Below are 22,767 nucleotides of genomic sequence, written 5' to 3' on the forward strand. Positions count from 1 at the left end.
TGCCGATGTCAGGACAGTTCGAAGCGACGGTCGAGGTCGATCGGCCCGTCGAAGAGGTGTTCGCCTACCTCGCCGACGGACGCAACGACCCGCAGTTCAGCCCCCGGGTGCTCAAGATCGAGCGGATCCCGGACACTCCCACGGCCGAGGGCACCGTCTTCCGGAGCACCGTCAAGGACGCCGGGATGAAGAGCGCCAGGGAGTTCCGCATCACCGCCCTCGAAGCCCCGGTGAAGATCCGGTGGGCCGAGGTGACGAAGAACAGCGTGACGGCTCGCGAAGGCGGCTACGACCTGGAATCACTGGCGGACGGCAGGACCCGGGTCCGTATCTTCAACGTCCTGGAGGGCCACGGACTGGGCAAGCTCCTCGTCGGCCTGGCGCTCGCCGCCGCCCGCAAGGACGCCGACGGCTTCGGGTCCCGGATCAAGGCCGCGGCCGAAGCGGCGATCAGCCCGCGCTGACGCCGCGTGTACGGCCCCGTCCGGTCCTGCTCGGCCTCAGCCGGCGTCGACCGCGCACATCAGCACGCCGCCGGGCCCGCAGGAAGCGGGGCCCGGTTCGTGCGTCCAGGGTGTGGGCCGGGTCAGGCCCGTTCGCCCACCGGTACGCGCGGGAAGGACTCCCAGCGGTCGAGTTCGGCCAGACGGGAGCGGAGCGAGGCCCGGATGTGTTCGACGGCGTCCGCGCCGACGGCCAGGCGCAGGGGCGGCTCGTCCAGTTCCGCGACCGCCATGATGGTGTCCGCGACGGTGTCGGGATCTCCGAACGCCTGGGGCGGCAGGGCTGCGAAGTCGGTGAGGAACTGTCCGACGGTCGGCAGGTAGACGTCGTTCGGGGCGATCACCTGGAGGCTGGTGGAGAACTCGGTGGCGTAGGTGCCCGGTTCGATGATGGTGACCTTGACACCGGTGGGGGCCAGTTCGTGGGCGAGTGCCTCGCTGATCAGTTCCACGGCGCCCTTGGACGCCGCGTACAGGCCCGAGGAGGGCCACGCGAACTGGCCGATGAGCGAGGAGGTCTGCAGGATCCGGCCCCGGGCGGCCCGCAGGGCGGGAAGCGTGGCGCGCAGGACGGTGAGGTTGGCCAGCACGTTGGTGTCGAAGACCGCGCGCGCCGTGTCCGCGTCGATCTGTTCGACGGCACCGAACAGTCCGTAGCCGGCGTTGTTCACCAGCACGTCCAAGCCCCCTGCGGAGCGCACGGCCTCGGCCAGGACATCCTGTGCGTCGGGTGCGGTGAGGTCGAGTGCGACCGGGGTGACCTGCCCGTGCGGTGCGAGTTCGGCGAGCCGGTCGCGGCGCCGGCCGACGGCGATCACGTGGGCGCCGCCGGCGAGTGCGCGTCCGGCGACGAGACGGCCGAAGCCGGAGGTCGCGCCGGTGATGAGCCAGGTGGAAGACATGGCGGAGCCTTTCTGCGGTGGGCCGTGCGTCAGGTGTACGGCCCGGTGGACGGGACGGGAGCACCTGGGTGGTGTCCCGCTCTCCAGCCAACCGCCGACACCGGCGTGCGGTGGCCATGGAATTGGCCCGCTGCTTCCTGGGATCCGCAGGGCCACCTTCACCGGGACACGGCGGGCCGGCACCGGCGACCATGGGGTCATGGAGCGCAACGAGGGACTCGGCGATTTCCTGCGCGCCCGGCGCGCGGCACTGGACCCGCAGCAGTTCGGTATCCGTGACGCGGCCCCGCGCAGGGTCCCCGGGTTGCGCAGGGAGGAACTGGCCGCGCTGGCCGGCGTCAGCGTGGACTACTACACGCGCCTGGAACAGGGCAGGCCCATCACACCCTCGGAAGCCGTCCTGGACGCCCTCGCGGACGCTCTGCAGCTCGATCCGGCGGAACGCAGCTATCTGCACGCGGTGGCACGCCGGCCCGCCACGAGCCGGCGCCGCACACCTCGTACCGTGCAGAAGGTACGTCCCGGGGTGCATGCGCTGCTCGCGCGTCTCGGGGACACCCCGGCCTTCGTCCTGGGGCGCCGGACCGACATCCTGGCGAGCAACCGGATGGCCCGCGCCCTGCTCGCCGACTTCGACGCGATGCCGGTCCGGGACCGGAACGCCGTGCGCTGGGTCATCCTCGACGAGGCCGCGCGATCGCTCTTCGCACAGGACTGGGAGAAGGCCGCCTCCATGTTCGTCGGGACACTGCGGATGGACGCCGCCCGCCACCCCGACGACACACGCACCGCCGAACTCGTGGGGGAGCTGTCCATGAAGAGCGACCGCTTCCTGCGCTGGTGGTCCGGACAGAAGGTCGTCGAGCCCAGCCACGGCACCAAGACCCTCCACCACCCGATCGCCGGCCGCCTCACCCTCCGCACCGAGGCACTGACCTTCCCCGGCGACCCCGACCAGACCCTCTTCACCTTCCTCGCCGACCCCGGATCACCATCGGACGAGGCCCTGACGGTGCTCTCCGCGTGGGCCACCGACCATGCCCGGGCCACCGACCATGCCCGGGCCGCCGACCACGCGCGCGCCGCCGGGTCGCCCCCTGACACCTCGAAGACACCGAGGGTCGCGGGGTACGGGTGACGCCGTCAGCCGTCGCCAAGGAGGTCCAGGTGCTTGTGGGTGAGCTGATGGCGGAGAGCCTGCGCGCCGGGGCTTCCCGGGAGAGGTCAAGTTGTATCGAGGGCAGAAGCCAGCACCGCGATCAGTCGAACCAGACCACGAGTCGCACGTGCTCTGGTCCATGCAGCTCGCCAAGCGTCCGCATCACGTCCCAGACCGGAGCCCAGTGGGTGCCCGTCCCGGCGACCATACTTCGGCTGAGCATGCCGGACCGATCGGTCTCGTCCCAGTTGGCGGTTGCCAACTCGGCCGAGCTGATCCACGTCGTGCCATGCCTGTCCAGCGTCCCCCCTGATGCGTTGAACGCGTCCCGCAGTCCGTCCGAGGCGTCATCCGGGAGACCGCGGTCCTCGGTCAGCGGCCGGAACCCGAACGAGTTGCGGACGCCGAAGAGGCAGGCGAGGGCGTCATAGGCATTGCCGGTGTTGAGGAGGAAGAGGTCGATGGCGGCGTGCCATACCGCGTTCTCGTCGTCCTCTCCCCAGATCCGGGCCCAGGGTCTGCACTCGATCATTCCGCTCACGTCGGTGGACATGACCGCAGTCTGCCGAGAGGGGACAAGGCTCGTCGCCTCGATTTCGATGCAGAACTCAACCGGTGGGCCGCGGTGGGGCGAGCTCGTGGAGTCGGCCGTACTGGATCAGGCCCCACAGGACGTTTGCCCGCTCGGTCGGACTCAGCTCTTCCAGCACGAGGAGCAGGGCCAGTCCGATTGCCCCGCCGCCGATGCGCCCTCTTCGGGTTCGGTTCTCGTGTCTATGGGCCGATGGGCGGTTCCTCCGGGAGACCGGAGTCACTCAGTTCCCTTGACCGGGGCCGCCCCCGTTCCGTGACAGGTTCCACGAGCGGAGCTTGTCCGGGTTGAGGGTGGCCCAGATCTGTACGGCCTGGTGACCGGCGATGTCGAGGCTGATGACGGCGGCGACCTGGTGGTCGTAGCGCACAACGATTCCGGTGTGGCCGTTGACCGAGTGGGTGTGCAAGGTGATGTGCGGGTGTGGGGCGACCAGGGTGAGCAGGCTGCGGGCGACCTCCAGGTTGCCGTGGACGGGCCCGGTCGGTGCGCGGACCTTGCCGCCGCCGTCGTAGAACGCCATGGCGTCGGGTGCCAGCAGAGAGGCCAGGAGAGGCGCGTCCTCTGTGGCGCAGGCCCGCCGGACAGTACAGACGACGGCGTCGTGCTGCCGCGGAGTGGTGGGACGCGAGTGCATCGCCCGCAGACTGTGCAGCGCGCGGTCGGCCGGTTCGGCGTGCTCCTGCTCTGTCCGTCCCTCGATGTCCATGGCCGTGGACATCGAATCCAGCGCGTTCGGCCGAGCCTGGCGGCAGACGCTGCCCACGACCTCCTCGAGCCAGGCCCGAGGGGTCGTGATCCGCGCCCGCGCCGCGCTGGACAGCTCGTACCATCGCCGGTAGGTCTCGGCGATGGCATCCTCCGCTTCACAGCGGCTGCCGAGCATCCCGTGCGCGAGGTCCAGGAGATGCCGTCGTTCGTCGAGCAGATCGGCGATCGACACCGGATCACCTGCATCGTTCATACGGCGTCCTCCACTCGCACGGCACCGCACGGAACAGGCGACCGCCCCGATCGGTCGGTCACTCCACGAGTTTGCCTTCGGTGGACACCTCTTCCATCACGGCTGCGATCTCGTCCGGGATGGGTGCGATGCTCTCGCGCGTGATTCCCGTTTTCGGGGACCAGACGAGGTTGACCTGCAGTGCCGGATCCATGTCCGGGTAGTCGCTGCGGTTGTGGCAGCCCCGGGTCTCCCGGCGTTCGATCGCCGCTTCGAGCGTGGCACGAGCGGCGAGGGCCGCGGACTTGAGGTCGAAGGCGTGCGCCAGGTCCTGGAAGCCGGCGATGTCCGGGTGGATCCCGACGTTCTCCATGCGCGCGTCGATCTCGGCCAGCTCCGCCAGACCGGCGCGAAGCCCTTCCTCGTCGCGGACGACACCCGCGTGCTCGGTCATGGTGTTACGGATGGCGCGCTGCAGGGCACGGACGTTCTCGGGCCCGTCCGCGGCGAGCAGGCCGTCGATCTCGAAACGGGCTTCGGCCTCCGCGACCGCCGACCGCGGCTGTGCCGTCAGCCCCTTCGAGTAGGAAGCCGCGGCCTGTCCCGCGATACGGCCGAAGACCAGCAGCTCGATGAGGCTGTTGCCACCGAGGCGATTGGCGCCGTGCAGGCCGCTGGAGGCCTCGCCGATGGCATACAGGCCGCGTACGTCGGTGCTGTGGTCGTCGGGACTGACCCACACCCCGCCCATCGAGTAGTGAGCGGTCGGCGCGATCTCGATCGGATCGCGAGTGATGTCAAGCATCTGCAGGTCCAGAAGCGTCTGATAGACCCTCGGTAGACGGCTCATGATCGTCTGCCGAGGCAGGTGGGACACGTCGAGCCACACACCGCCCTTGGACGTGCCGCGGCCCTCCGCGATCTCCGTGTAGGAGGCAAGGGCGACGCGGTCACGGGTGGACAGTTCCATGCGCTCGGGGTCGTACCGGGACATGAACCGCTCACCGAGCGCGTTGCGCAGGATGCCGCCCTCGCCGCGGGCAGCCTCGCTGACCAGCGTGCCGGCCGCGTTCTCGGGCTCGATGATTCCCGAGGGGTGGAACTGCACCAGCTCGGGGTCGCGCAGACGGCCACCGGCCTCCACCGCCAGCCGGAACGAGTCCCCGGTGTTCTCGTCGCGCCGCGAGGACGTACGTCGCCAGATTCGGGTGTGGCCGCCCGCCGCCAGAATGACGGCGTCGGCGTGGATCAGGTAGCGCGTCCCGTCGTTGAGATCGAAGCCGTAGGCGCCGAACACCGCACCGTCGTGCACCAGGAGCCTGGTGATGTAGACGCTGTCGAGCATGCGGACCTGCAACTGGCTCGCGCGCCTGACCAGCGTGCGCTGGATCTCCAGACCGGTGTAGTCACCCGCGAAGGCGGTGCGCCGGAACTTGTGCGCGCCGAAGAAGCGCTGGGAGATGCGACCGTCCTCCTCCCGGGCGAAAGCCATGCCGTAGCGCTCCAGGTCGTCGATGCCCAGGGCCGCGCCCTGGGTGACGATCTCGACGGTGCGGGGATCGGCGAGGAGATAGCTCTCCTTGAGCGTGTCCGCGGCATGCTGCTGCCAGCTGTCCTCGGGGTCCATGGTGGCCAGGGCCGCGTTGATTCCCCCCGCCGCCAGGGCCGTGTGCGCGTCCTCCTTGGGGCGCTTGCCGACGGCGAGTACGTCCATGCCTGCCTCGGCCAGCTCGATGGACGCCCGTAGTCCCGCTCCGCCCGTTCCGATCACCAACACCATGGTGGACAGGCGTTGCTCGGTGATAGCCACGTTCCGCTCCGATCGCTTGGTTCGTCACTGAGTACGACCGGTTGATCCCGCCGTATGTGACATCGGGCCCATGGCTCCCGCACCTGATCAGGCGTTTCTGCCCCATCCGCGCGGCATGCCCACTTCCACCGCACCACCTCGCGTCCCACCATTTTTGCACCAGGCCCGCCCCCGCGCCCTGCCGTGTCTGCGCCATGCCACCGGCCGACTACGTGTGGTGGTGTCCTGCCGTGATGCCGCGGCAGGAGCGGAAGAGACAACCCCCGCGGAACGCGCTCTCCATCACGCCTGGGAGCCGTCCCGCCGCGGGCTCGGCGAAAACTGTCCGCCGGAAGGTGTCACAGCGGCGCGAGGTTGCCTGTCATAAGGGTCAGGGCAGGGCGAAAGCCCGCCGGCTCGAAGAGCCGGCCGTGAACATCCCCGTTCCCGCAGCCCAGAAGCAGCGGAGCACTCCGCCGATGCCGTGGCGCCGACCTCAAGGTCCGTGCCACCCGCCCTAGCGGCGGGTGATGTTCGCTGCGACGCATCGTGGTCGATCCGTCCTCGGACTCGGCCGACTCCATCGCCTCGAAAGGCACCGTCATGACCAAGCGCACCCTGAACCGGCGTTCCCGTACAACGCTCGCCCTCCTGGCCACAAGTGGTGTCACCGCCACGCTCGTTGCCGCCTCGATCAGCCCGGCGAGCGCCGAGGCGGCCGAGACCTCGCACACCAAGCCCACCGTCGTGCTCGTGCACGGAGCGTTCGCCGACTCCAGCAGCTGGAACGGCGTGATCAAGGAGCTGAAGCGCGACGGTTATCCGGTGGTGGCCGCGGCCAACCCGCTGCGCGGTCTGAGCAGCGACGCCGCGTACATCAAGGACGTCCTGGCCGGTATCAAGGGCCCCGTCGTCCTGGCCGGACACTCCTACGGAGGGATGGTCATCAGCAACGCCGCGACCGGCAACAAGAACGTCAAGGCACTCGTCTACGTCGCCGCTTTCGCACCGGACAAGGGCGAGAGCGCCCTCGACCTGGCGGGCAAGTTCCGCGGCAGTACGCTCGGCGAGGCACTGCACCCGGTCCCGTGGACCCAGCCCGACGGCACCAAGGGCGCGGACCTGTACATCCAGGCCGACAAGTTCGGCCACCAGTTCGCGGCGGACGTCCCCCGCGGCACCACCGACCTCATGTCGGTCACCCAACGCCCCGTGACGCAGGCCGCTTTGGCGGAGGATTCCGCCGAGCCGGCGTGGAAGACCATTCCGTCCTGGAACCTGGTGGCCACCCAGGACCTCAACATCCCGGCGAAAGCCCAGGCCTTCATGGCCGAGCGGGCCGGATCCCACACGGTCGAGGTGAAGGCATCGCACGCCGCGAGCGTCTCCCGCCCCGACAAGGTCACCGACCTCATCGAGGAGGCGGCGCGAACGGTCCGATGACCGGCGAAAACCCTTGAGGACCGCGGGGTGGCGAGACACGGCCGCCCCGCCCCTCCGCCCGCGCCCGCCTCCGCGTCCGCATGAACGAACACCCGTTGGCAGGCACGTCGTTGTACGGGGTACGGGGTTACGGCTGCTGCGCGAACCAGTCGGCGAAACGGGTTTCACCGACGCGGGCGCCGGCGGCGGGTAGCAGCGTGGTCTCCTCCAACTGGGCACCGAAGTAAGGGGCTTTGGGGTCCGCCACGACCGTTCGGGGGTCGTTCTTGGCTTCGAGCCCCGTGCGGATCAGTTCGTCCAGCTGGAACGTGTCGGGACCGGCCACTTCGAACACGCCGTCGACGGGCTCGCCGATCGCGGCGCGGCCGACGGCGGTCGCGACATCGTCGGAGTAGATGGGCTGGATCTTGATCGGCGCCAGGTGCACGGTGTTGTCGTCCTTGGTCGCTCCTGCCGCGATGCCCTTCATGAACTCGAAGAACTGCGTGGCGTGGACGATGGAGTAGGGAACTCCGGAGTCCTTGATCAGCTCCTCCTGCACCTGCTTGGCACGGAAGTAGCCGCTCTCCTGGAGCCGGTCGGTGCCGACCACGGACAGTGCGACATGGTGCGTGACCCCGGCTTCCTTCTCGGCCTTGAGGAGGTTGGTGGTGGAGGTGCGGAAGAACTCCATCACGTCGTCGTCCGCGAACGAGGGGGAGTTGGAGACGTCCACCACGACGGAAGCGCCTTTCAGGACCTCGGCCAGGCCCTCGCCGGTGAGCGTGTTCACACCGCTGTCGGGGGAGGCCGGCACCGCCTCGTGATCGTGGGCGGCGAGCTTGCTCACCACCTTCGACCCGATGAGACCGGTGCCGCCTATGACTACGACCTTCATGATGACGATCCTCTCGGCGCTCGGTCCGCTGTGTGGCGCGCGTGAGGCCAGCAACCCGGACCGCACCTTTCGATGGCTTATGTGCTGACAAAGACAGGATAGTGAGGGTCTGGGTGGCATCGCATTCGGGCCGCACCCCGGCATCGGTCGTACCGCGAGCCGGTCTTGCGGATCTCAGACGACGATCAGGCGGCCAGCGACGCCACGTAGGGTGCCAGCTTGGCCGGATTCATCACCCACATGATGCGTTCGAGGCCGCGGGACGACGCGTCGACGCACAGCAGCGCGACCGGGTTGCCCCCGGAGGAGACCAGGACCGCGGGCCGGTCGTTGGCCTCGACCCAGCGGGTCTCCGCCCCGGGCCAGAAACGCGGGGCGAACGCCTCGAGGTACCGGGAAACATGCTGACGCCCCACGACCGGGATCTTCGACGCGCCCCGGATGCCGCCCCCGTCGGCGTAGCTGACGACGTCCTCGGAGAGGACGTGCTCGAGCGTGGCCAGATCACCCGTCTGTGCCGCGGTGAGGAACACCTTCAACAGGCGCTGGTGCTCCGCCCGGTCGACCGGCTCCCGCCGTTCGGCGGCCAGGTGCTTGCGCGCCCGGCTCACCAACTGCCGGGCGTTGGCCTCACTGGTGTCCACGATCTCCGCGATCTGCGGGTAGGGGTAGTCGAACGCCTGCCGCAGGACGTAGGCGGCCCGCTCCACCGGGTTCAGTTTTTCGAGGACGAGAAGAACCGCCATCTCGACCGCCTCGGCGCGCTCCGCACCCATGTTCGGGTCCTGGCTGGTGTCGACAGGCTCGGGGAGCCACGGGCCCACGTACGCCTCGCGCCGCATCCGCGCGGACTGCGCCAGGTTGATCGCGAGCCGGGCAGTGACTGTCGTCAGGAAGGCCTTCGGCTCGACGATTTCCCGACGGTCGGTGTTCTGCCACCGCAGCCAGGCCTCCTGGACGATGTCCTCGGCCTCCGTGGAACTGCCGAGCACGCGGTACGCGACACCGAACAGTTGCGGTCGCGCCGCGATGAACTCCTGCGTCGCTCTCTCGAGCGATTGGGCGTCATCCTCGGCGTGCATGGTGGCCCCTTTCGGCCAAGACAATGTTACAGCCGCCGCGGACCGCACGCTCCTGGGCGCCAGTGACTCACACTGCCTCTGACCTGCTGTTTGTGTCCTTCTCGTGGGGTGAGAGGGGGCAAATCCGGCGCATCGGAGCGGGCCGGCCCGCGTTCCGCACCACGGCGACGAGGGAGGCCCGCCACTCGGCAGTCCGCTCGAAGTCAGGGTCCCGAAGCCGGTCCAGCTCGCTGGTTGCGCACGGGTAGCCCGCCTCCCCGCCGTGAGCCGCAGCGGCGAGGAGACGGGCGGTGATGTCCGGCGAGGCCGGATCGCCTCAGCCGAACATGCCGGGCTCGTAGTCCCCGGCAGGCTGCTGGTTGATGACATTGATGCGGTTGTAGGCGTTGATGATCGCGAGAAGCGAGATCAGCGCGGCGAGCTGGTCCTCGTCGAAGTACTTCGTGGCACGCGCCCAGACGTCGTCCGGGACACCGCCCGCGGCGTCGGCGATGCGGGTGCCCTGCTCGGCGATCTCCAGAGCCGCACGCTCGGCGTCGGTGAAGACTTTGGCCTCACGCCAGACAGCCACCAGGTTCAGACGCTGCTGGGTCTCACCGGCGGCGACGGCGTCCTTGATGTGCATGTCGGTGCAGAATCCGCAGCCGTTGATCTGGCTTGCGCGGACCTTCACGAGCTCCTGTGTCGCGACCGGCAGCGTCGACTCGGCCACCACCTTGTTGGCGGAGTTGAGGTGCCTCATGACCTTGCCGGCAAGAGCGTTTCCGAAGTAGTTGACGCGCGAATCCATGACGGGATCTCCTCGGTGATAGGGCGCTTACACCGAATTGACCGGGTCGCCTGGTGATCCGTGACAGCCATGGAACGTGACGTGCGCCTCCTTCGGTCCCCTCGCCCTGAGGGTCGGGTCCGCAGGTCCGCCCAGGCGCGGCATCGGTATGCAATCCGAGGCGCACAGGTTGCGGACACGTGGCCCCCGGGCCGTGTCACACCCGGGCGGCCAGTTCGGTCCTACGTGATGAAACAGCCATTTCGATTCACGGGTGTGCCCAGTAGCGCGCGCACCTGTGCAGGCAACTGAAAGGTCTCACCATGAGTGGACAGAAGCCGACCGTCGTCCTCGTGCACGGTGCGTTCGCGGACTCCTCCAGCTGGAACGGCGTCGTGGAGAAGCTCCAGTCGCACGACTATCCGGTGGTGGCCGCCGGCAACCCGCTGCGCGGACTGACCAGCGACGGCGAGTACGTCAGGCAGCTCGTGGCCTCCATCGAGGGCCCGGTCGTCCTCGTCGGCCACTCCTACGGGGGTGCCGTCATCAGCAACGCCGCGAAGGGCCTCGGCAACGTCAAGGCCCTCGTGTTCGTCGCGGCGTTCATGCCTGATGAGGGCGAGAGCGCAGTGGACCTCGCGGGCAAGTTCCCGGGCAGCACCCTCGGTGAGGCGCTCCGCCCGGTGCCGATCACGCTTCCCGACGGCAGCCGGACCGCGGACCTCTACATCGAGAAGGGCAAGTTCCACCACCAGTTCGCCGCCGATGTTCCCGAGGAGACGGCGGCGGTCATGGCCGCCACCCAACGTCCCGTGACGAACGCCGCCTTGACCGAAGCTGCCTCCGCCCCGGCGTGGAAGGAGATCCCGTCCTGGGTTCTCGTGGCCACGGAGGACCTCAACATCCCCCTGCAGACGCAGACGTTCATGGCTGAGCGGGCCAAAGCCACCGCGGTCGCCGTCACCGCCTCCCACGCGGTCAGCATCTCGCTCCCTGGAGACGTCGCCCGCCTGATCAACGAGGCGGCGGAGGCCACCTCCTGAGCGTGGGACGGACGCCTCATGGCCGCCGGAGGGGAGCTGACGGCCTGGGCCCGCTCCAACGTAGTCTCGTACGAGATGGTATTGATTGATACTGTCGTGAGGGTGGCCAGGCGGGGACGCCGAGCGGATGGGGTGGCGGTCTTGGACATGTATGAAGCGGTTACGAGCCGACGGTCGGTGTCCGGATTCGCCGACCGGCATGTCCCGCGGGAGGCGCTGGAGCGGGTGCTGTCCGCTGCCGCCTGGGCGTCACCCGCGCCGGACCTCCAGTCGCGGCGCGTCTACGTGCTGACCGGACGGCCACTGGCCGAGCTGGAGAAGCTGCTCGGTGAACGTGATCCGGCCGTCGGCGCGCCGGCCGTCCTGTTCTGCTACGTCGACCGCGATCTGGGCCCGGCCCAGTGGTCCGACGTCGGCATGTATCTGCAGACCGTCATGCTGCTGCTCCGCGCCGAAGGGCTGTACAGCTGTACGCAGATGGCGTGGGCGAAGCACCACCGGACCGTCGCGGAGATCCTGTCGCCCCCGGAGGGGCTCATTCTCTTCTGCGGCATCCCGATCGGGTTCGAGGGCGCTGCCGACGCCGCGGTGAGTGACACCCGTGCGGGCCGAGTGAGCCTCGACGGGACGGTCACGTTCGTCGACGCGATGGGCGTCGTGCGCCTAGGTCACGCCCCGGTGGAGGCGACGCGGTCGACAGGGAATCCTGTCGCACGCCTCAATGGTGTACTCACGAGAAAAATCCGACGGATAATGTCACAAATAGGACTCCCGCCCTGACGTAAATGCGGAACCAAAAACGATTCCGTGCGGCATTGGGAGAGTTGATCTTGATGATTGCTTGTGGTCGGAGACCGGTCTCATGGGCTCCTTCGGGCTTCGGCCGGGGCGACTCGACGAGTGATCGTGGTCGCGGCGGTGGTCGTGGTCGTGGCCGTGAGGAGCGTCGAACCCCGGCCGTCGACCAGGGGACGCGTCCCCTGCCGTCGAGCCGACAGAGCCGGCTGCCCGAGGGCCCCGCATCGACGGGCCTGCACGCCCTTCCCCGTCCCGTGGCCGTCGTGGTGGGTGCCGGTGGCGTGCTCGGAGCGGCGCACGTCGGCGTCGGGAGCGCTCTGGAGCAGCGCGGGTTCGTCCCGGACATGATCATCGGCACCTCGGTGGGTGCTCTCAACGGCGCCATCGCCGCCGCCCACCCGGACACGGCCGCGCCCTGGCTGGACCACGTATGGACCCGGTTGAGCCGCCGTGAGGTGTATCCGCTCGGCTTCCTGGCATCGCGGGCCAGTGTCTTCACCGACCGCGGCCTGCGTCGACTGATCGCCGGGGCCGGGCTGCCGTCTCGGATCGAGGAGCTGGCGGTCCCGTTCACCGCGGTGGCGATGGACCTGGCCACCGGTGCTCCGGCACTGCTGGACCGCGGAGATCTTGAGTCCGCGCTGCTGGCCAGCGCGGCCGTTCCCGGCATGCTGCCCCCGGTGGAACGAGAGGGCAGGACGCTGGTCGACGGAGGTGTGATCGCCTACGTCCCGGTCCTGGCGGCCCTGCAGGCCGGGGCGGCCAGCGTGGTGGTGCTGTCGACCGGACCGGAGTGCTCACCGTTGAGCCCGACCGTCCCGCGCCGACGGGCCGGTGCGATCGCCGCGAGGGCCGGGCTGCTGTTGATGCACCATCAGATCGAGCGTGATCTGCACGAGGTGGCCCGGCACATCCCGACCGTCGTGCTGCCGACCGGCATCGAGGAATGGCCCGCCCCGTGGGACTTCGGCCACTCCCAGCGGCTCATCAGCACCGCTTCCCGCACGGCGGGACGTTTTCTCGACGGCCTGCGCGTCAGCGGGCCGGGCCTGTACCGGGCCGACGGCGCTCCGGAGGCATCGACGATGTCGACGACATCGTCGATACCGGAGACACCGGAAACATCGGCGCCGTCGGACGGCCCGGGCCAGGCATCGACTTCCCCAGTGTCGGAGGTGGCCCTGTGAGTACCATCGCGTTCCTGAACATCGCCATGCACGGGCATGTCAACCCGACGCTGCCGGTGGCGGCCGAGCTCGTTCGCCGCGGCCACTTCGTCACGTACCACACCTCGCCGGCCTTCCGCGAGGAGATCGAGGCTGTCGGCGCGACGGTGCGTCTCTACCCCGGCGGCGACCAGCCGCTCCCTGATCCGCCTACGCCGGTCACGTTGATGGAGGGGCTCGCGAGCACGGCCGTCCGCCTGCTGCCTCCGGTGCTCACCGACCTGCGCCGGATCCGGCCCGACCTGATCGTGCACGACAGCGCCTGTCTGTGGGGCGCGGTCGCCGCCCGCGAACTCAAGGTGCCGGCGGCGTCGTCGTTCACCACGTTCGCCTTCAACCGCCACGTGCCCAGCCCGACCCGCGGTTCATGGGCCCTGCTGGCCGAGGCGGCGACTCGGCGGAACAGCCTCAAGGGCTACCTGCGGGCGCGCCGGGGGCTGCGCCGCTTCGACACGAGTGGGCTGCCGCTGCTGGACCTGGGGAACATCCGTCAGCCGCTCAACCTGGTCTACACCTCGCGGGTGTTCCAGCCCGCCGTCGAGGAGTTCGACCGGTCCTACCAGTTCGTGGGCGCGAGCATCGGCGCGCGTCCGGCCGACCCGTCGTTCCCGGCCGATCGGCTGCGGGACCCGGTGCTCTACGCCTCGCTCGGCACCGTCTTCAACGCCGACCCGCGACTGCTGCGCGGTTTCGCCACGGCGCTCGCCCCGCTGGGCGGCACCGTCGTCGTCTCCACCGGGCAGACCGACCCCGCCGCGCTGGGCCCGTTGCCGCCCAACGTGCTCGCCCGCCGCTTCGTCCCGCAACCGGAGGTACTGGCCCGCGCGGCGCTGTTCATCACCCACGGCGGCATGAACAGCGTCAACGAGGCCATGTACGCGGGCGTTCCGATGCTGGTGGTCCCACAGGGCGCCGACCAGCCGATGGTGGCCCGTCGTGTCGCGGAGCTCGGCGCGGGCCTGTCGATCCGTACCGAGGACGTCACCGAGGAGTCCGTACGTGCCCTCGCCGCGCGTCTGCTCCACGAACCGCGGTTCCGGGCAGCCGCGGCCACCCTGCAGGGTGCTCAGCACGAGGCGGGCGGATACCGGCGTGCCGCCGACGAGTGCGAGGGGTACCTGCACACGAACGTCGTGGCCGGTCGGTCGGCTCCCGCGGATCCGTCCCAGCGAGGCTGAATCATGGCACTCGTCGTCCTGTTGCTGCTCGCCGGAGTGTCGGAAGCCGCCGGGCGCATCCTGCCCGTGGCGGTGGGCCGACCTGGCATGTCGCGGACGCGGGTGGCCGGACTGCTCTGTGCCGGTGGCCTCGTCGAGGCTGCCGTGTTCGCGTTGTGGCCGCTGACCGCGTGGACCCTGGCCGAACTGGTGCTGTCCTCCACGCCGCAAGGCGAGGAGCTGGTCTGGACACCCGATCTGGTCGCCCCGCTGGTGCTCGCCGCCGTCCTCGCGTTCCCCTTGCTCGGGCCCTTCCTCCACCTGCTGCTCTTCGTGGCGGTCGGAGCCGGTCTGGCCGGCCCGCTCGCCGAGGCGACCGATCTGGGTTGGTGGGGCGCCGCCGGATGTGTGGCCGTCGCCGGGGCCGGGCTCGGTATCGCGGTGGAGGCCGTTCGGCGTCTGGTCGTGAGGATCAGCGCCGCCGAGGCGCGGGGGCCGGTCACATGAACGCGTACCTGCTCTGGGTCTTCGCGATCGGGCCGGTCCTCATCGCCGAAGCTCTGCTCGCCCGCTACGAGGTGCTGGCCTACGGCGCCGGCTGGCGGGCCCCCGTCGACAAGCTCCCGGAGGGCGTGCCCTACGCCAGGGGCGCGGCACCCGACAGCCCCCCGGACGCCTACCTGGTCTACCTGGACGGCATCGGCAAACGCCGCGTCCGCGACAGCCGGGACGGCGGCCAGCTGGTCAAGGCCTTGATCGCCAGAGCTCCCGAGCTGCGGGTACTGGGTCAGGTGCAGCCGTACTCGCCGCTGGCCGCCCCGTTGGCCGAGCGACCGGTGTGGAAGTGGCTGCGCCGCCGCATCGGCCTGCTGCTGTTCCTGCACAACGTCATGCAGATCTTCGTCGCCGCCGACCAGCGGTACCGCCCCCTCTACAACCGGGCTGTCGGCTCCCAGATCGCCACGCAGCTCCGGCTCGCCGGCTACCGGCCCGACAGCGGTATCCCCGTGGTGCTGCTCAGCTACAGCGGCGGTGCCCAGGTCGCCGGCGGCGCGGTCGACGAACTGCACGCCCAGCTGCGCTCCCCGCTCCTGCTGATCACGCTCGGCGGCTTCCACAACGGCGCCAACGACCTCACTCGTGCCGAGCACCTCCATCGGCTGACCAGCGCGAGCGACCGGATCGAGCGAGTCGGTACGTGGATCTTCCCGCAGCGCTGGCCGCTGTTCCGGGGGAGCGCATGGAACCGGGCCAACCGTGCCGGGAAAATCACCGTGCATCGACTCGACCCGGCCACCCACGTCGGGCCGACCAGCTACGTCAGCCCGACGGCCCAACTGCCCGACGGCCGCAGCCACCTCGACCGCACCGCCGACACCGTGATCACGCTCATCCGCGACCGCCACAGGGTGACCGGGTCGCCGGATCATCCGTAGCCACAAGGGGCATCGTTCAGTAAAACGAACGAGAGGTTCGCTACACTTCGGCGGTTCGGTATAGTGAACGCATGGTTCACTCAACCGAGGCTCTTGGGGTAGGCGCGCAAGTCAGTGCCTACCTCGATGACACCTACCTGGAGCAAGTCGATACGCGGGTGATCGCGGTCGGCGAGAAGGACGGAACGCCATGGGTGGCCGTCGAGCACTGCCTGTTCCATCCGCAGGGCGGCGGCCAGCCCGCGGACCGGGGGTGGCTGGAGGACACGGAGATCATCCCGGTCCGGGACCGTGAGTCGGGGCTGGTCGTGGCGACGGTGCCCGAGGGCGGCAGCCTTCCGCCCCTCGCCGAGGGACAGAAGGTGCGGGCCCGGATCGACCTTCGGGCCCGGACAGCTCACGCCGCACTGCACACGGCCGGACACCTCGTCGAGGCGGTTGGGCGGATGCAGGGGTGGGAGATGGTCGCCAGTAATCATTTTCCCGGTCAGGCGCGTATCGAGTTCCAGGCTCCCCGGACGGACACACGGCTGGCCGACCCGGAAGGGCGGGAGGAGGTGACTGCCGTGCTGCGCGCCGCGGTGGCAGCCGCGGTCGCCGACGATCTGCCGGTCTTCGCACGGTGCCTCGCCGACGGGCGGCGCGTGGTGCACCTGGACGAGCTGCACTCCGCGCCCTGCGGGGGCACGCATGTGCGCAGCCTCGGCGACCTGGCCGAAGTGGCGCTGCCGACGCTCAAGGTCAAGAAGGGCCGCATCCGCGTGTCCTACTCCGCGGCGCATGTGCCCTTTACCGCGACGCAGGTGTCCTGCACCGGGACACACTTGCCGTACGCCGCACCCCACGTGCCGCACCCCGCGTGCCAGGCACCGAAACGCGTAGGAGCCACTGAATGACGCCCCCGCCGTCCGGCCGTCAGCCGGTGAGCAGTACCGCAGCCGCGGTCGGTGCGAAGATCCGGCTGCGCCGTCAACAGCGCGGAATGAGTGCCGCCGAGATGGCCCGGCGTGCCGGGCTGAGCAAGGCCACGCTGTCGCAGTTGGAGGCCGGCAACGGCAATCCGACGATCGACACCCTGGACGCGATCGCGGTCGCCCTGCGCATTCCGATCGCCGACCTGCTGGCGCGTGACGCCGACACCGGGCCGGTGTTCCGGCCGGGTACGGACGTCGAGCCCGGCGAGGTCTCGCGGGAGCTGCTGCGCCGCATCAGCAGCGGCAACAGCCTGGAGATCTGGCGGCTGCGCATCCCGGCCGAGACGGAGCTGCCCGGCGTCCCGCACGCCACCGGCACGATCGAGCACCTGCTTGTCGCCACCGGGCACGTCACCGCCGGTCCCGTCGACGCCCCGCAGGATCTGGGCCCCGGCGACATGCTCGCCTTCGCCGGAGACGCCCCGCACTTCTACCGCACCGGTGCCGAGGAAGTGGACATCACCGTCGTCTTCGCCTCGCCCATCAGCACCTGAGACGCTCCCCAAGCCTAGGAAGACCCCTCATGAGCACCGCCATCGCCATCACCCCCTCCAGCCGTGCCTTCAGCAGCGACAACATGGCCGGGGCGTCCCCGCAGATAGCCCAGGCCGTTGCCGACGCCGCCGCCGGACAGGTCCTCCCGTACGGCAACGACCCCTACACCGACAGCGCCCGCCGCAGGCTCGGCGAGATCTTCGAGCGGGACGTCCACATCTTCCCGGTCTCCACAGGATCCGCCGCCAACGGCCTGAGCCTGGCCGCTCTCACCCCGCCCTGGGGCAGTGTGCTCTCCCACCCCGACAGCCACATCAACACCGACGAATGCGGCGCCCCGGAGTTCTTCACCAACGGCGCCAAGCTGGTCGGTGTGCCGGGTCCCGACAGCAAGATCGACCCCGATGCGTTGCAGGCGGCGGTGCGCCGTCGGGCCGGTGACGTGCACAGCGTGCAGCCGTCCGCGGTGAGCATCAGCCAGGCCACCGAGAGCGGCAGTGTCTACACCCTGGAGGAGATCCGCCGACTGTCCACCATCGCCAAGGACGCCGGACTGCGCGTCCACATGGACGGCGCGCGCTTCGCCAACGCCCTGGTTCATCTCGGTGCCACCGCGGCCGAGATGACCTGGAAGGCCGGCATCGACGTGCTGTCCTTCGGTGCCACCAAGAACGGCGCGATGACCGCCGACGCCATCGTCTCCTTCGACCCCGCACTCGCCGCCGAGCTCGCCTTCCGCGCCAAGCGCGCCGGCCAGCTCGCCTCCAAGATGCGCTTCCACACGGCCCAGATCGACGCGTACCTCACCGACGGCCTGTGGCTGCACAACGCCCGCCAGGCCAACGCGATGGCCACCCGGCTCGGTGACGGCCTCAAGGCCATCCCCGGCGCCGGCCTGCTGGCCACACCGCAGGCCAACATCCTCTTCTGCCGCCTGCCCCAGGAGGTCACCGAAGGACTCCTCGCCGAGGGCTATGTCTTCTACCACGACCGCTGGGAGCCGGGCATCGTCCGGTTCGTCACCGCCTTCTCCCACAGCGCCGACGACATCGACCAGCTCCTCGACGCGGTCCGCCGCCACACACACTGACCGACGCCCGGGGACGGGCACACCTGGCCAATAAGTACGTCCAGCGCACGCCGTGAGTACGTCCAGCGCACTCACGTCCCCTCAGAGCATCGCCAGCCCCGGGTCGTGCAGGAAGGCGCCCAGGTCGGCCAGCAGCTGGGAGCCCTGCTGGCCGTCGACGAGCCGGTGGTCGAAGGACAGTGCCAGCTGAGTGACCCACCGGGGCTCGATCGTCTCGGTCCCGGACGCGTCGGTCACGACCCAGGGGGTACGGCGGATGGCGCCCACGGCGAGGATGGCCGCCTCGCCCGGGTTCAGGATCGGCGTTCCTGTGTCCACGCCGAACACACCGACGTTCGTGATGGTGATGGTCCCGCCCATCATCGACTGGGGCGTCGTCCTGCCGTCGCGGGCCGTGCTGGTGAGCACGGCGAGCGCTTCGGCGAGTTCACGCAGCGACATCCGGTCGGCGTGCTTGATGTTGGGGACGATGAGCCCTCGCCCGGTCGCGGCGGCGATGCCCAGGTTCACGTAGTGCTTGAGTACGATCTCCTGCGCCGGCTCGTCCCAACTGGCGTTCGCCTCAGGGGTGTTGCGCAAGGCCAGCAGCAGTGCCCGGGCCACGAACAGCAGCGGCGTGACGCGCAGCTCACGGAACTCGCGGCGGGCGGCCACCGTGTCACGGAGCCGCATGGTCGCCGTGACGTCGACCGTCATGAACTCGGTGACGTGCGGTGCCGTGAACGCGGAGGCGACCATGGCGGCGGCCGTGTGTTTGCGTACGCCTCGAATCGGGATGCGGGTCTCGGCCGAGGTCTCCGAGGACTCCGGGGTCCCGAGCTTCGGAGGTTCCGCCGCCACGAGTTCGGCCTCCGCTGCCCGGCGTACGTCGTCGCGCGTGACGGTGGCCCCAGGGCCCGTGGGCGTGACGACGGTGATGTCGACCCCCAGATCCTTGGCGAGTTTCCGGACAGGGGGCTTGGCCGCTGTCCGCTCTGTGGCGGGTGCCGGTGCCGGTGCAGCGGCCGGTGCTACGGCCGGTGCCTGAACGGGAGTTGGCGCTGTCGGCTGGTTCGTGGGCGCGACCCCGGGCCGTCGACGTCTGCGGCGACCACTGCCCTCCTGCGGGCCGTACCCCACCAGCAGCGCTTCCCGGTCGGGAGCCGAAGCCGCGTCCGTGGCCGGGGGTTCCGTCACATCGGGAGTGCCGCTGATATCACTGAGGACGGTGATGAGGGGTTTGCCCACAGGCAGGGTCTCCCCTTCCTTCGCGTGCAGTGTCCCGACAACTCCCGCATACGGAGAGGGGAGTTCGACGGCGGCCTTCGCCGTTTCCACCTCGACGATGACCTGGTTGATCTCCACGGAGTCGCCCACCTGCACGGCCCACTGGAGAATCTCGGCCTCGGTGAGGCCCTCGCCGACATCGGGCAGCAGGAAGACTTGCTCTTTCGACATGGTGACCCGCTCCTCCTCTAGTAGCTCAGGCTGTGGTCGAGGGCATCGAGGATCCGGTCGACCCCCGGAAGCCAGTCCGACTCAAGGCGGCTGGGCGGGTACGGGGTGTCGTATCCGGTGATCCGGAGCACCGGCGCTTCGAGGAAGTGGAACTCCTCCTGCTGGATCCTCGCGGCCAGCTCCGCCCCGAACCCGTGCGACAGCGAGGCCTCATGGGCGACCAGAGCCCGGCCGGTGCGGTGGACGGATTCCCGTACGGTGTCCAGGTCCAGCGGCGACAGGCTGCGCAGGTCGATGACCTCGACGCTGCGGCCCTCTTCGGCAGCGGCATCGGCCGCTTCGAGAGCCGCCGGGACCATGGGACCGTACGCGATGAGTGTGGCGTCGGTGCCGGCCCGCAGCACACGAGCACGGTCGAACGGCGTTGGCGTCGACGTCTCGTCGGTGACCTCTCCCTTGGTCCAGTAGTGCCGCTTGGGTTCAAGGAAGATCACCGGGTCGTCGTCGTCCACGGCCTGGCGGATCATGTCGTACGCGTCCTGTGGGTTGGAGCAGGTGACGACCTTGAGCCCGGCGGTGTGGGCGAAGTAGACCTCGGGCGATTCCGAGTGGTGCTCGATGGAGCCGATGCCGCCGCCGAACGGGATGCGGATGACCACGGGCAGGGTGATCACACCGCCCGAACGGTGCCGGAGCTTGGCGAGCTGGCTGATGATCTGGTTGACGGCCGGGTAGACGAAGCCGTCGAACTGGATCTCGCACACCGGGCGGTAGCCGCGCAGGGCGAGACCGATCGCGGAGCCGACGATGCCCGCCTCACCGAGTGGGGTGTCGATGACTCTCAGGCTGCCGAACTCCTTCTGGAGCCCGTCGGTGACGCGGAACACCCCGCCCAGCCGTCCGATGTCCTCGCCCATCAGCAGGACTTTCGGATCGTCCGCCAGGGCTTTGCGAAGCCCGTTGTTGAGGGCCTTGACCATGGAGATGCTCATCGAGTGGCTCCGATCTCCTGGCCGGCGGCAAGGAATCCGGAGGCCAGGAACTCCGAGTGCTCGGCCAGTTGACGCTTGAGCTCGGCCGGCATGTCGGCGTAGGTGTTCTCGAAGGACGAGGCATGGTCCGGCACGGGCAGCGCCCGGCAACCGGCCCTCAGGTGCTCGGCCAGCTCTTGTTCTCGTCGCTCGATGTCGGCGAAGTACTCCTCGCCCACACCACCGGTATCACCGACACCGCCGCTCGCGGTGAGATGAAGCCGCAGCCGCTCCAGCGGATCCTTGGCCGCCCACTCGTCGGTCTCGGCGGACGGGCGGTAACGGGTGGCGTCGTCGGCGGTGGTGTGCGCGTTGATCCGGTAGGTCACCGCCTCGATCAGCGTCGGCCCGCCACCGGACCGGGCGCGGGTCAGCGCTTCACGGGTCGCCGCGAGACAGGCCAGTACGTCATTGCCGTCGACGGACACACCGGGAAAGCCGAAGCCGGCCGCGCGCTGAGCGACGGGGACACGGCTCTGCACGCTGTACGGAGCGGAGATGGCCCACTGGTTGTTCTGGCAGAAGAACACCACCGGCAGGTTCTGGGCAGCGGCCCAGAGGAACGCCTCGTTGGTCTCGCCCTCGCTCAGGGCCCCGTCACCGAGGAAGACCAGCACCGCCGTGTCGCGGGTGTCGTCTCCGGAGCCGACCACGTCGTCCCGGACCAGGCCCATGCCGTAGCCGACCGCATGCAGTGTCTGAGCGCCGATGACCAGGGTGTAGAGACCGAAACGACGCTCGTACGGGTTCCAGCCGCCCAGTGTCGAACCGCGGAAGAGACCGAGCAGCGACACCGGATCGAGCCCGCGGCACCAGGCCACACCGTGCTCACGGTAGGTGGGGAACACCATGTCCTGCTCGGCCAGCGCGTAGGCAGCACCGACCTGGGCGGCCTCCTGACCGCGCAGTGAGGGCCACAGGCCCAGTTCCCCTTGTCGCTGGAGCGCGATCGCCTCGGTATCCAGGCGGCGTACCAGCGCCATGTCCCGATAGAGGGCCAACAGATCGACCGCGGGAGGGAGTTCGAGCCTGCTGTCGGGTTCAAGCAGACCGTCGGGCGAGAGGAACTGGATCGGACCGTCGGCGGGTTCGGCGCCCGCGGTCGGCTTGGCTTGCTTACGTGGCATCACGGCTCTCGTTTCGGATACGCCGGTCGGGGCGCCGGCGGATGACTGGACAGCACAAGCACCGCTGGGCGTCAGCGCGGTGCCATACGGAGTGCTCCGTCGAGGCGGATCACACAGCCGTTGAGCATGGGGTTGTCGATGATGTGCTCGACCAGCGCGCCGAACTCGTCCGGCGCACCCAGCCTTGAGGGGTGGGGCACGGAGACCTCAAGCGCCGCACGCGCCTTCTGAGGCAGTCCCGCCATGAGCGGGGTGTCGAACAGCCCGGGCGCCACGGTGACGACCCGGATGCCCTTGTCGGCCAAGTCCCGTGCGGCGGACAGCGTCAGTGAGGCGACTCCGCCCTTGCTGGCGGCGTAGGCGGCCTGCCCGATCTGTCCGTCGTACGCGGCGATGGAGGAGGTGCAGACGATGACGCCGCGGTCACCGTCGACGGGGGCATTGCCCGCCATCACCGCCGCGGCGGTGCTCAGGACGTTGAAGGTCCCCACGAGGTTGATGTCCACCACGCGGCGGAACTGGTCGAGCGGGAGCACTCCCCGGCTGCCGATGATCCGTCCGGGTGTGGCCACCCCGGCGCAGTTGACGGCTACACGCAGCGTGCCGAGTTCGGCGGCCGTGGCGAACGCCGCCCGCACCTCGGACGCGTCCGTGACGTCGGCCGGTACGAAATGTGCGCGCTTGCCGAGGTGGTCGGCGAACTCACGGCCCGCACCAGTGGGCAGGTCCAGAACCACCACGGTGGCTCCCTCGAAATGCAACCTCTCGGCCACGGCACGCCCGAGGCCCGAAGCGCCGCCGGAAACGACGGCTACGGCATCGCGATACTGCACGGCAGTTCTCCTCACGTGTGGGCATGAAGGGCTGGCGTCCGGACAGGAGAGTTGGCGTCCG

General features: G+C 69.5%; 22 protein-coding genes and 1 pseudogene. 12 read left to right on the forward strand and 11 right to left on the reverse strand.

The annotated features are described in order from the left end of the window. The first annotated feature begins 5 nt into the window (after positions 1 to 5). Positions 6 to 464, forward strand: coding sequence for an SRPBCC family protein (locus tag AOK17_RS16480; protein WP_055613227.1), 459 nt, complete (start codon positions 6 to 8; stop codon positions 462 to 464). A gap of 122 nt (positions 465 to 586) precedes the next feature. Here AOK17_RS16480 and AOK17_RS16485 read toward each other — a convergent pair whose 3' ends face one another. Next, positions 587 to 1,405 carry an SDR family NAD(P)-dependent oxidoreductase gene (locus AOK17_RS16485; RefSeq protein ID WP_055613228.1) on the reverse strand — a complete coding sequence of 273 codons (819 nt, stop codon included), beginning with the start codon at positions 1,403 to 1,405 and terminating at the stop codon, positions 587 to 589. 199 nt (positions 1,406 to 1,604) lie between these two features. Between AOK17_RS16485 and AOK17_RS16490 the strand changes: the two genes are divergently transcribed. Beyond that, on the forward strand, positions 1,605 to 2,543 hold the full coding sequence (locus AOK17_RS16490; RefSeq protein WP_079053057.1) for a helix-turn-helix transcriptional regulator: 939 nt from the start codon (positions 1,605 to 1,607) through the stop codon (positions 2,541 to 2,543). Positions 2,544 to 2,664: 121 nt separating this feature from the next. On the opposite strand, the gene AOK17_RS16495 is transcribed toward AOK17_RS16490, so the two are convergent. From AOK17_RS16495 to AOK17_RS16505, 3 genes are all read right to left on the reverse strand, one after another. Next, positions 2,665 to 3,117, reverse strand: a complete 453-nt coding sequence (locus tag AOK17_RS16495; protein ID WP_055613229.1) for a hypothetical protein — start codon at positions 3,115 to 3,117, stop codon at positions 2,665 to 2,667. A gap of 262 nt (positions 3,118 to 3,379) precedes the next feature. Further along, positions 3,380 to 4,120, reverse strand: a complete 741-nt coding sequence (locus AOK17_RS16500; RefSeq protein ID WP_055613230.1) for a sigma-70 family RNA polymerase sigma factor family protein — start codon at positions 4,118 to 4,120, stop codon at positions 3,380 to 3,382. A 58-nt stretch (positions 4,121 to 4,178) separates the two neighbouring features. Next, positions 4,179 to 5,879 (reverse strand): L-aspartate oxidase, encoded by a 1,701-nt coding sequence (locus AOK17_RS16505; protein ID WP_055613231.1) that lies wholly within the window; start codon positions 5,877 to 5,879, stop codon positions 4,179 to 4,181. Positions 5,880 to 6,491: 612 nt separating this feature from the next. Here AOK17_RS16505 and AOK17_RS16510 point away from each other — a divergent pair. Continuing rightward, a complete protein-coding gene (locus AOK17_RS16510; protein ID WP_079053065.1) occupies positions 6,492 to 7,331 on the forward strand; it encodes an alpha/beta fold hydrolase in 840 nt (279 codons plus the stop codon). Positions 7,332 to 7,458: 127 nt separating this feature from the next. On the opposite strand, the gene AOK17_RS16515 is transcribed toward AOK17_RS16510, so the two are convergent. The 3 genes from AOK17_RS16515 to AOK17_RS16525 form a co-directional block, all read right to left on the reverse strand. Then, positions 7,459 to 8,208: an SDR family oxidoreductase gene (locus tag AOK17_RS16515; protein ID WP_055613232.1), complete on the reverse strand. Its 750-nt coding sequence runs from the start codon at positions 8,206 to 8,208 to the stop codon at positions 7,459 to 7,461. Positions 8,209 to 8,393: 185 nt separating this feature from the next. After that, positions 8,394 to 9,290 carry an RNA polymerase sigma-70 factor gene (locus AOK17_RS16520; RefSeq protein WP_055613233.1) on the reverse strand — a complete coding sequence of 299 codons (897 nt, stop codon included), beginning with the start codon at positions 9,288 to 9,290 and terminating at the stop codon, positions 8,394 to 8,396. Between the two features lie 316 nt (positions 9,291 to 9,606). Continuing rightward, positions 9,607 to 10,080: a carboxymuconolactone decarboxylase family protein gene (locus tag AOK17_RS16525; RefSeq protein WP_055613234.1), complete on the reverse strand. Its 474-nt coding sequence runs from the start codon at positions 10,078 to 10,080 to the stop codon at positions 9,607 to 9,609. A gap of 302 nt (positions 10,081 to 10,382) precedes the next feature. Here AOK17_RS16525 and AOK17_RS16530 point away from each other — a divergent pair, with 302 nt between their 5' ends. The 9 genes and pseudogenes from AOK17_RS16530 (at position 10,383) to AOK17_RS16570 (ending at position 18,278) form a co-directional block, all read left to right on the forward strand. Next, on the forward strand, positions 10,383 to 11,102 hold the full coding sequence (locus AOK17_RS16530) for an alpha/beta hydrolase (RefSeq protein ID WP_055613235.1): 720 nt from the start codon (positions 10,383 to 10,385) through the stop codon (positions 11,100 to 11,102). Positions 11,103 to 11,243: 141 nt separating this feature from the next. Continuing rightward, a pseudogene (locus AOK17_RS16535) lies at positions 11,244 to 11,747 on the forward strand (nitroreductase); the annotation flags it as partial. Between the two features lie 416 nt (positions 11,748 to 12,163). Further along, positions 12,164 to 13,087, forward strand: coding sequence for a patatin-like phospholipase family protein (locus tag AOK17_RS16540; protein ID WP_245697193.1), 924 nt, complete (start codon positions 12,164 to 12,166; stop codon positions 13,085 to 13,087). 26 nt (positions 13,088 to 13,113) lie between these two features. Further along, positions 13,114 to 14,304 carry a macrolide family glycosyltransferase gene (locus AOK17_RS16545; RefSeq protein WP_425424612.1) on the forward strand — a complete coding sequence of 397 codons (1,191 nt, stop codon included), beginning with the start codon at positions 13,114 to 13,116 and terminating at the stop codon, positions 14,302 to 14,304. Positions 14,305 to 14,307: 3 nt separating this feature from the next. Further along, positions 14,308 to 14,790 carry a hypothetical protein gene (locus AOK17_RS16550; protein WP_055613237.1) on the forward strand — a complete coding sequence of 161 codons (483 nt, stop codon included), beginning with the start codon at positions 14,308 to 14,310 and terminating at the stop codon, positions 14,788 to 14,790. Then, a complete protein-coding gene (locus AOK17_RS16555) occupies positions 14,787 to 15,719 on the forward strand; it encodes a hypothetical protein (protein WP_055613238.1) in 933 nt (310 codons plus the stop codon). Before AOK17_RS16550 ends, AOK17_RS16555 begins: the two co-directional genes overlap by 4 nt. 71 nt (positions 15,720 to 15,790) lie before the next feature. Then, a complete protein-coding gene (locus AOK17_RS16560; RefSeq protein WP_245697194.1) occupies positions 15,791 to 16,615 on the forward strand; it encodes an alanyl-tRNA editing protein in 825 nt (274 codons plus the stop codon). Next, complete coding sequence (locus tag AOK17_RS16565) at positions 16,612 to 17,187, forward strand: helix-turn-helix domain-containing protein (RefSeq protein ID WP_055613239.1); 576 nt, start codon at positions 16,612 to 16,614, stop codon at positions 17,185 to 17,187. Before AOK17_RS16560 ends, AOK17_RS16565 begins: the two co-directional genes overlap by 4 nt. A gap of 29 nt (positions 17,188 to 17,216) precedes the next feature. Beyond that, positions 17,217 to 18,278 carry a threonine aldolase family protein gene (locus tag AOK17_RS16570; protein ID WP_055613240.1) on the forward strand — a complete coding sequence of 354 codons (1,062 nt, stop codon included), beginning with the start codon at positions 17,217 to 17,219 and terminating at the stop codon, positions 18,276 to 18,278. 81 nt (positions 18,279 to 18,359) lie between these two features. Here the strand turns inward: AOK17_RS16570 and AOK17_RS16575 are convergent, their stop codons facing one another. The 4 genes from AOK17_RS16575 to AOK17_RS16590 all read right to left on the reverse strand — a co-directional run bounded on the left by AOK17_RS16575 (position 18,360) and on the right by AOK17_RS16590 (position 22,706). Continuing rightward, a complete protein-coding gene (locus tag AOK17_RS16575; RefSeq protein WP_055613241.1) occupies positions 18,360 to 19,715 on the reverse strand; it encodes a dihydrolipoamide acetyltransferase family protein in 1,356 nt (451 codons plus the stop codon). A gap of 17 nt (positions 19,716 to 19,732) precedes the next feature. Continuing rightward, a complete protein-coding gene (locus AOK17_RS16580; protein ID WP_055613242.1) occupies positions 19,733 to 20,707 on the reverse strand; it encodes an alpha-ketoacid dehydrogenase subunit beta in 975 nt (324 codons plus the stop codon). Beyond that, complete coding sequence (locus tag AOK17_RS16585; RefSeq protein WP_055613243.1) at positions 20,704 to 21,873, reverse strand: thiamine pyrophosphate-dependent dehydrogenase E1 component subunit alpha; 1,170 nt, start codon at positions 21,871 to 21,873, stop codon at positions 20,704 to 20,706. The genes AOK17_RS16580 and AOK17_RS16585 overlap by 4 nt, the downstream gene beginning before the upstream one ends. Positions 21,874 to 21,944: 71 nt before the next feature. Further along, the gene (locus AOK17_RS16590; protein ID WP_055613244.1) at positions 21,945 to 22,706 is read right to left on the reverse strand and encodes an SDR family NAD(P)-dependent oxidoreductase; all 762 of its coding nucleotides are present in this window, start codon (positions 22,704 to 22,706) and stop codon (positions 21,945 to 21,947) included. Positions 22,707 to 22,767: the final 61 nt, after the last annotated feature.

The sequence above is a fragment of the Streptomyces phaeochromogenes genome, from assembly GCF_001418655.1.
Lineage (GTDB): Bacteria > Actinomycetota > Actinomycetes > Streptomycetales > Streptomycetaceae > Streptomyces > Streptomyces phaeochromogenes.

What these genes read in the sequence shown, in the direction of transcription:
- AOK17_RS16505 (WP_055613231.1), bottom strand. Translation starts at nt 5,879, where the DNA reads ATGGTGTTGGTGATCGGAACGGGCGGAGCGGGACTACGGGCGTCCATC.
- AOK17_RS16480 (WP_055613227.1), top strand. Translation starts at nt 6, where the DNA reads ATGTCAGGACAGTTCGAAGCGACGGTCGAGGTCGATCGGCCCGTCGAA.
- AOK17_RS16500 (WP_055613230.1), bottom strand. Translation starts at nt 4,120, where the DNA reads ATGAACGATGCAGGTGATCCGGTGTCGATCGCCGATCTGCTCGACGAA.
- AOK17_RS16525 (WP_055613234.1), bottom strand. Translation starts at nt 10,080, where the DNA reads ATGGATTCGCGCGTCAACTACTTCGGAAACGCTCTTGCCGGCAAGGTC.
- AOK17_RS16545 (WP_425424612.1), top strand. Translation starts at nt 13,114, where the DNA reads ATGCACGGGCATGTCAACCCGACGCTGCCGGTGGCGGCCGAGCTCGTT.
- AOK17_RS16530 (WP_055613235.1), top strand. Translation starts at nt 10,383, where the DNA reads ATGAGTGGACAGAAGCCGACCGTCGTCCTCGTGCACGGTGCGTTCGCG.
- AOK17_RS16510 (WP_079053065.1), top strand. Translation starts at nt 6,492, where the DNA reads ATGACCAAGCGCACCCTGAACCGGCGTTCCCGTACAACGCTCGCCCTC.
- AOK17_RS16565 (WP_055613239.1), top strand. Translation starts at nt 16,612, where the DNA reads ATGACGCCCCCGCCGTCCGGCCGTCAGCCGGTGAGCAGTACCGCAGCC.
- AOK17_RS16495 (WP_055613229.1), bottom strand. Translation starts at nt 3,117, where the DNA reads ATGTCCACCGACGTGAGCGGAATGATCGAGTGCAGACCCTGGGCCCGG.
- AOK17_RS16555 (WP_055613238.1), top strand. Translation starts at nt 14,787, where the DNA reads ATGAACGCGTACCTGCTCTGGGTCTTCGCGATCGGGCCGGTCCTCATC.
- AOK17_RS16570 (WP_055613240.1), top strand. Translation starts at nt 17,217, where the DNA reads ATGAGCACCGCCATCGCCATCACCCCCTCCAGCCGTGCCTTCAGCAGC.
- AOK17_RS16585 (WP_055613243.1), bottom strand. Translation starts at nt 21,873, where the DNA reads ATGCCACGTAAGCAAGCCAAGCCGACCGCGGGCGCCGAACCCGCCGAC.
- AOK17_RS16550 (WP_055613237.1), top strand. Translation starts at nt 14,308, where the DNA reads ATGGCACTCGTCGTCCTGTTGCTGCTCGCCGGAGTGTCGGAAGCCGCC.
- AOK17_RS16485 (WP_055613228.1), bottom strand. Translation starts at nt 1,405, where the DNA reads ATGTCTTCCACCTGGCTCATCACCGGCGCGACCTCCGGCTTCGGCCGT.
- AOK17_RS16490 (WP_079053057.1), top strand. Translation starts at nt 1,605, where the DNA reads ATGGAGCGCAACGAGGGACTCGGCGATTTCCTGCGCGCCCGGCGCGCG.
- AOK17_RS16515 (WP_055613232.1), bottom strand. Translation starts at nt 8,208, where the DNA reads ATGAAGGTCGTAGTCATAGGCGGCACCGGTCTCATCGGGTCGAAGGTG.
- AOK17_RS16575 (WP_055613241.1), bottom strand. Translation starts at nt 19,715, where the DNA reads ATGTCGAAAGAGCAAGTCTTCCTGCTGCCCGATGTCGGCGAGGGCCTC.
- AOK17_RS16580 (WP_055613242.1), bottom strand. Translation starts at nt 20,707, where the DNA reads ATGAGCATCTCCATGGTCAAGGCCCTCAACAACGGGCTTCGCAAAGCC.
- AOK17_RS16560 (WP_245697194.1), top strand. Translation starts at nt 15,791, where the DNA reads ATGGTTCACTCAACCGAGGCTCTTGGGGTAGGCGCGCAAGTCAGTGCC.
- AOK17_RS16520 (WP_055613233.1), bottom strand. Translation starts at nt 9,290, where the DNA reads ATGCACGCCGAGGATGACGCCCAATCGCTCGAGAGAGCGACGCAGGAG.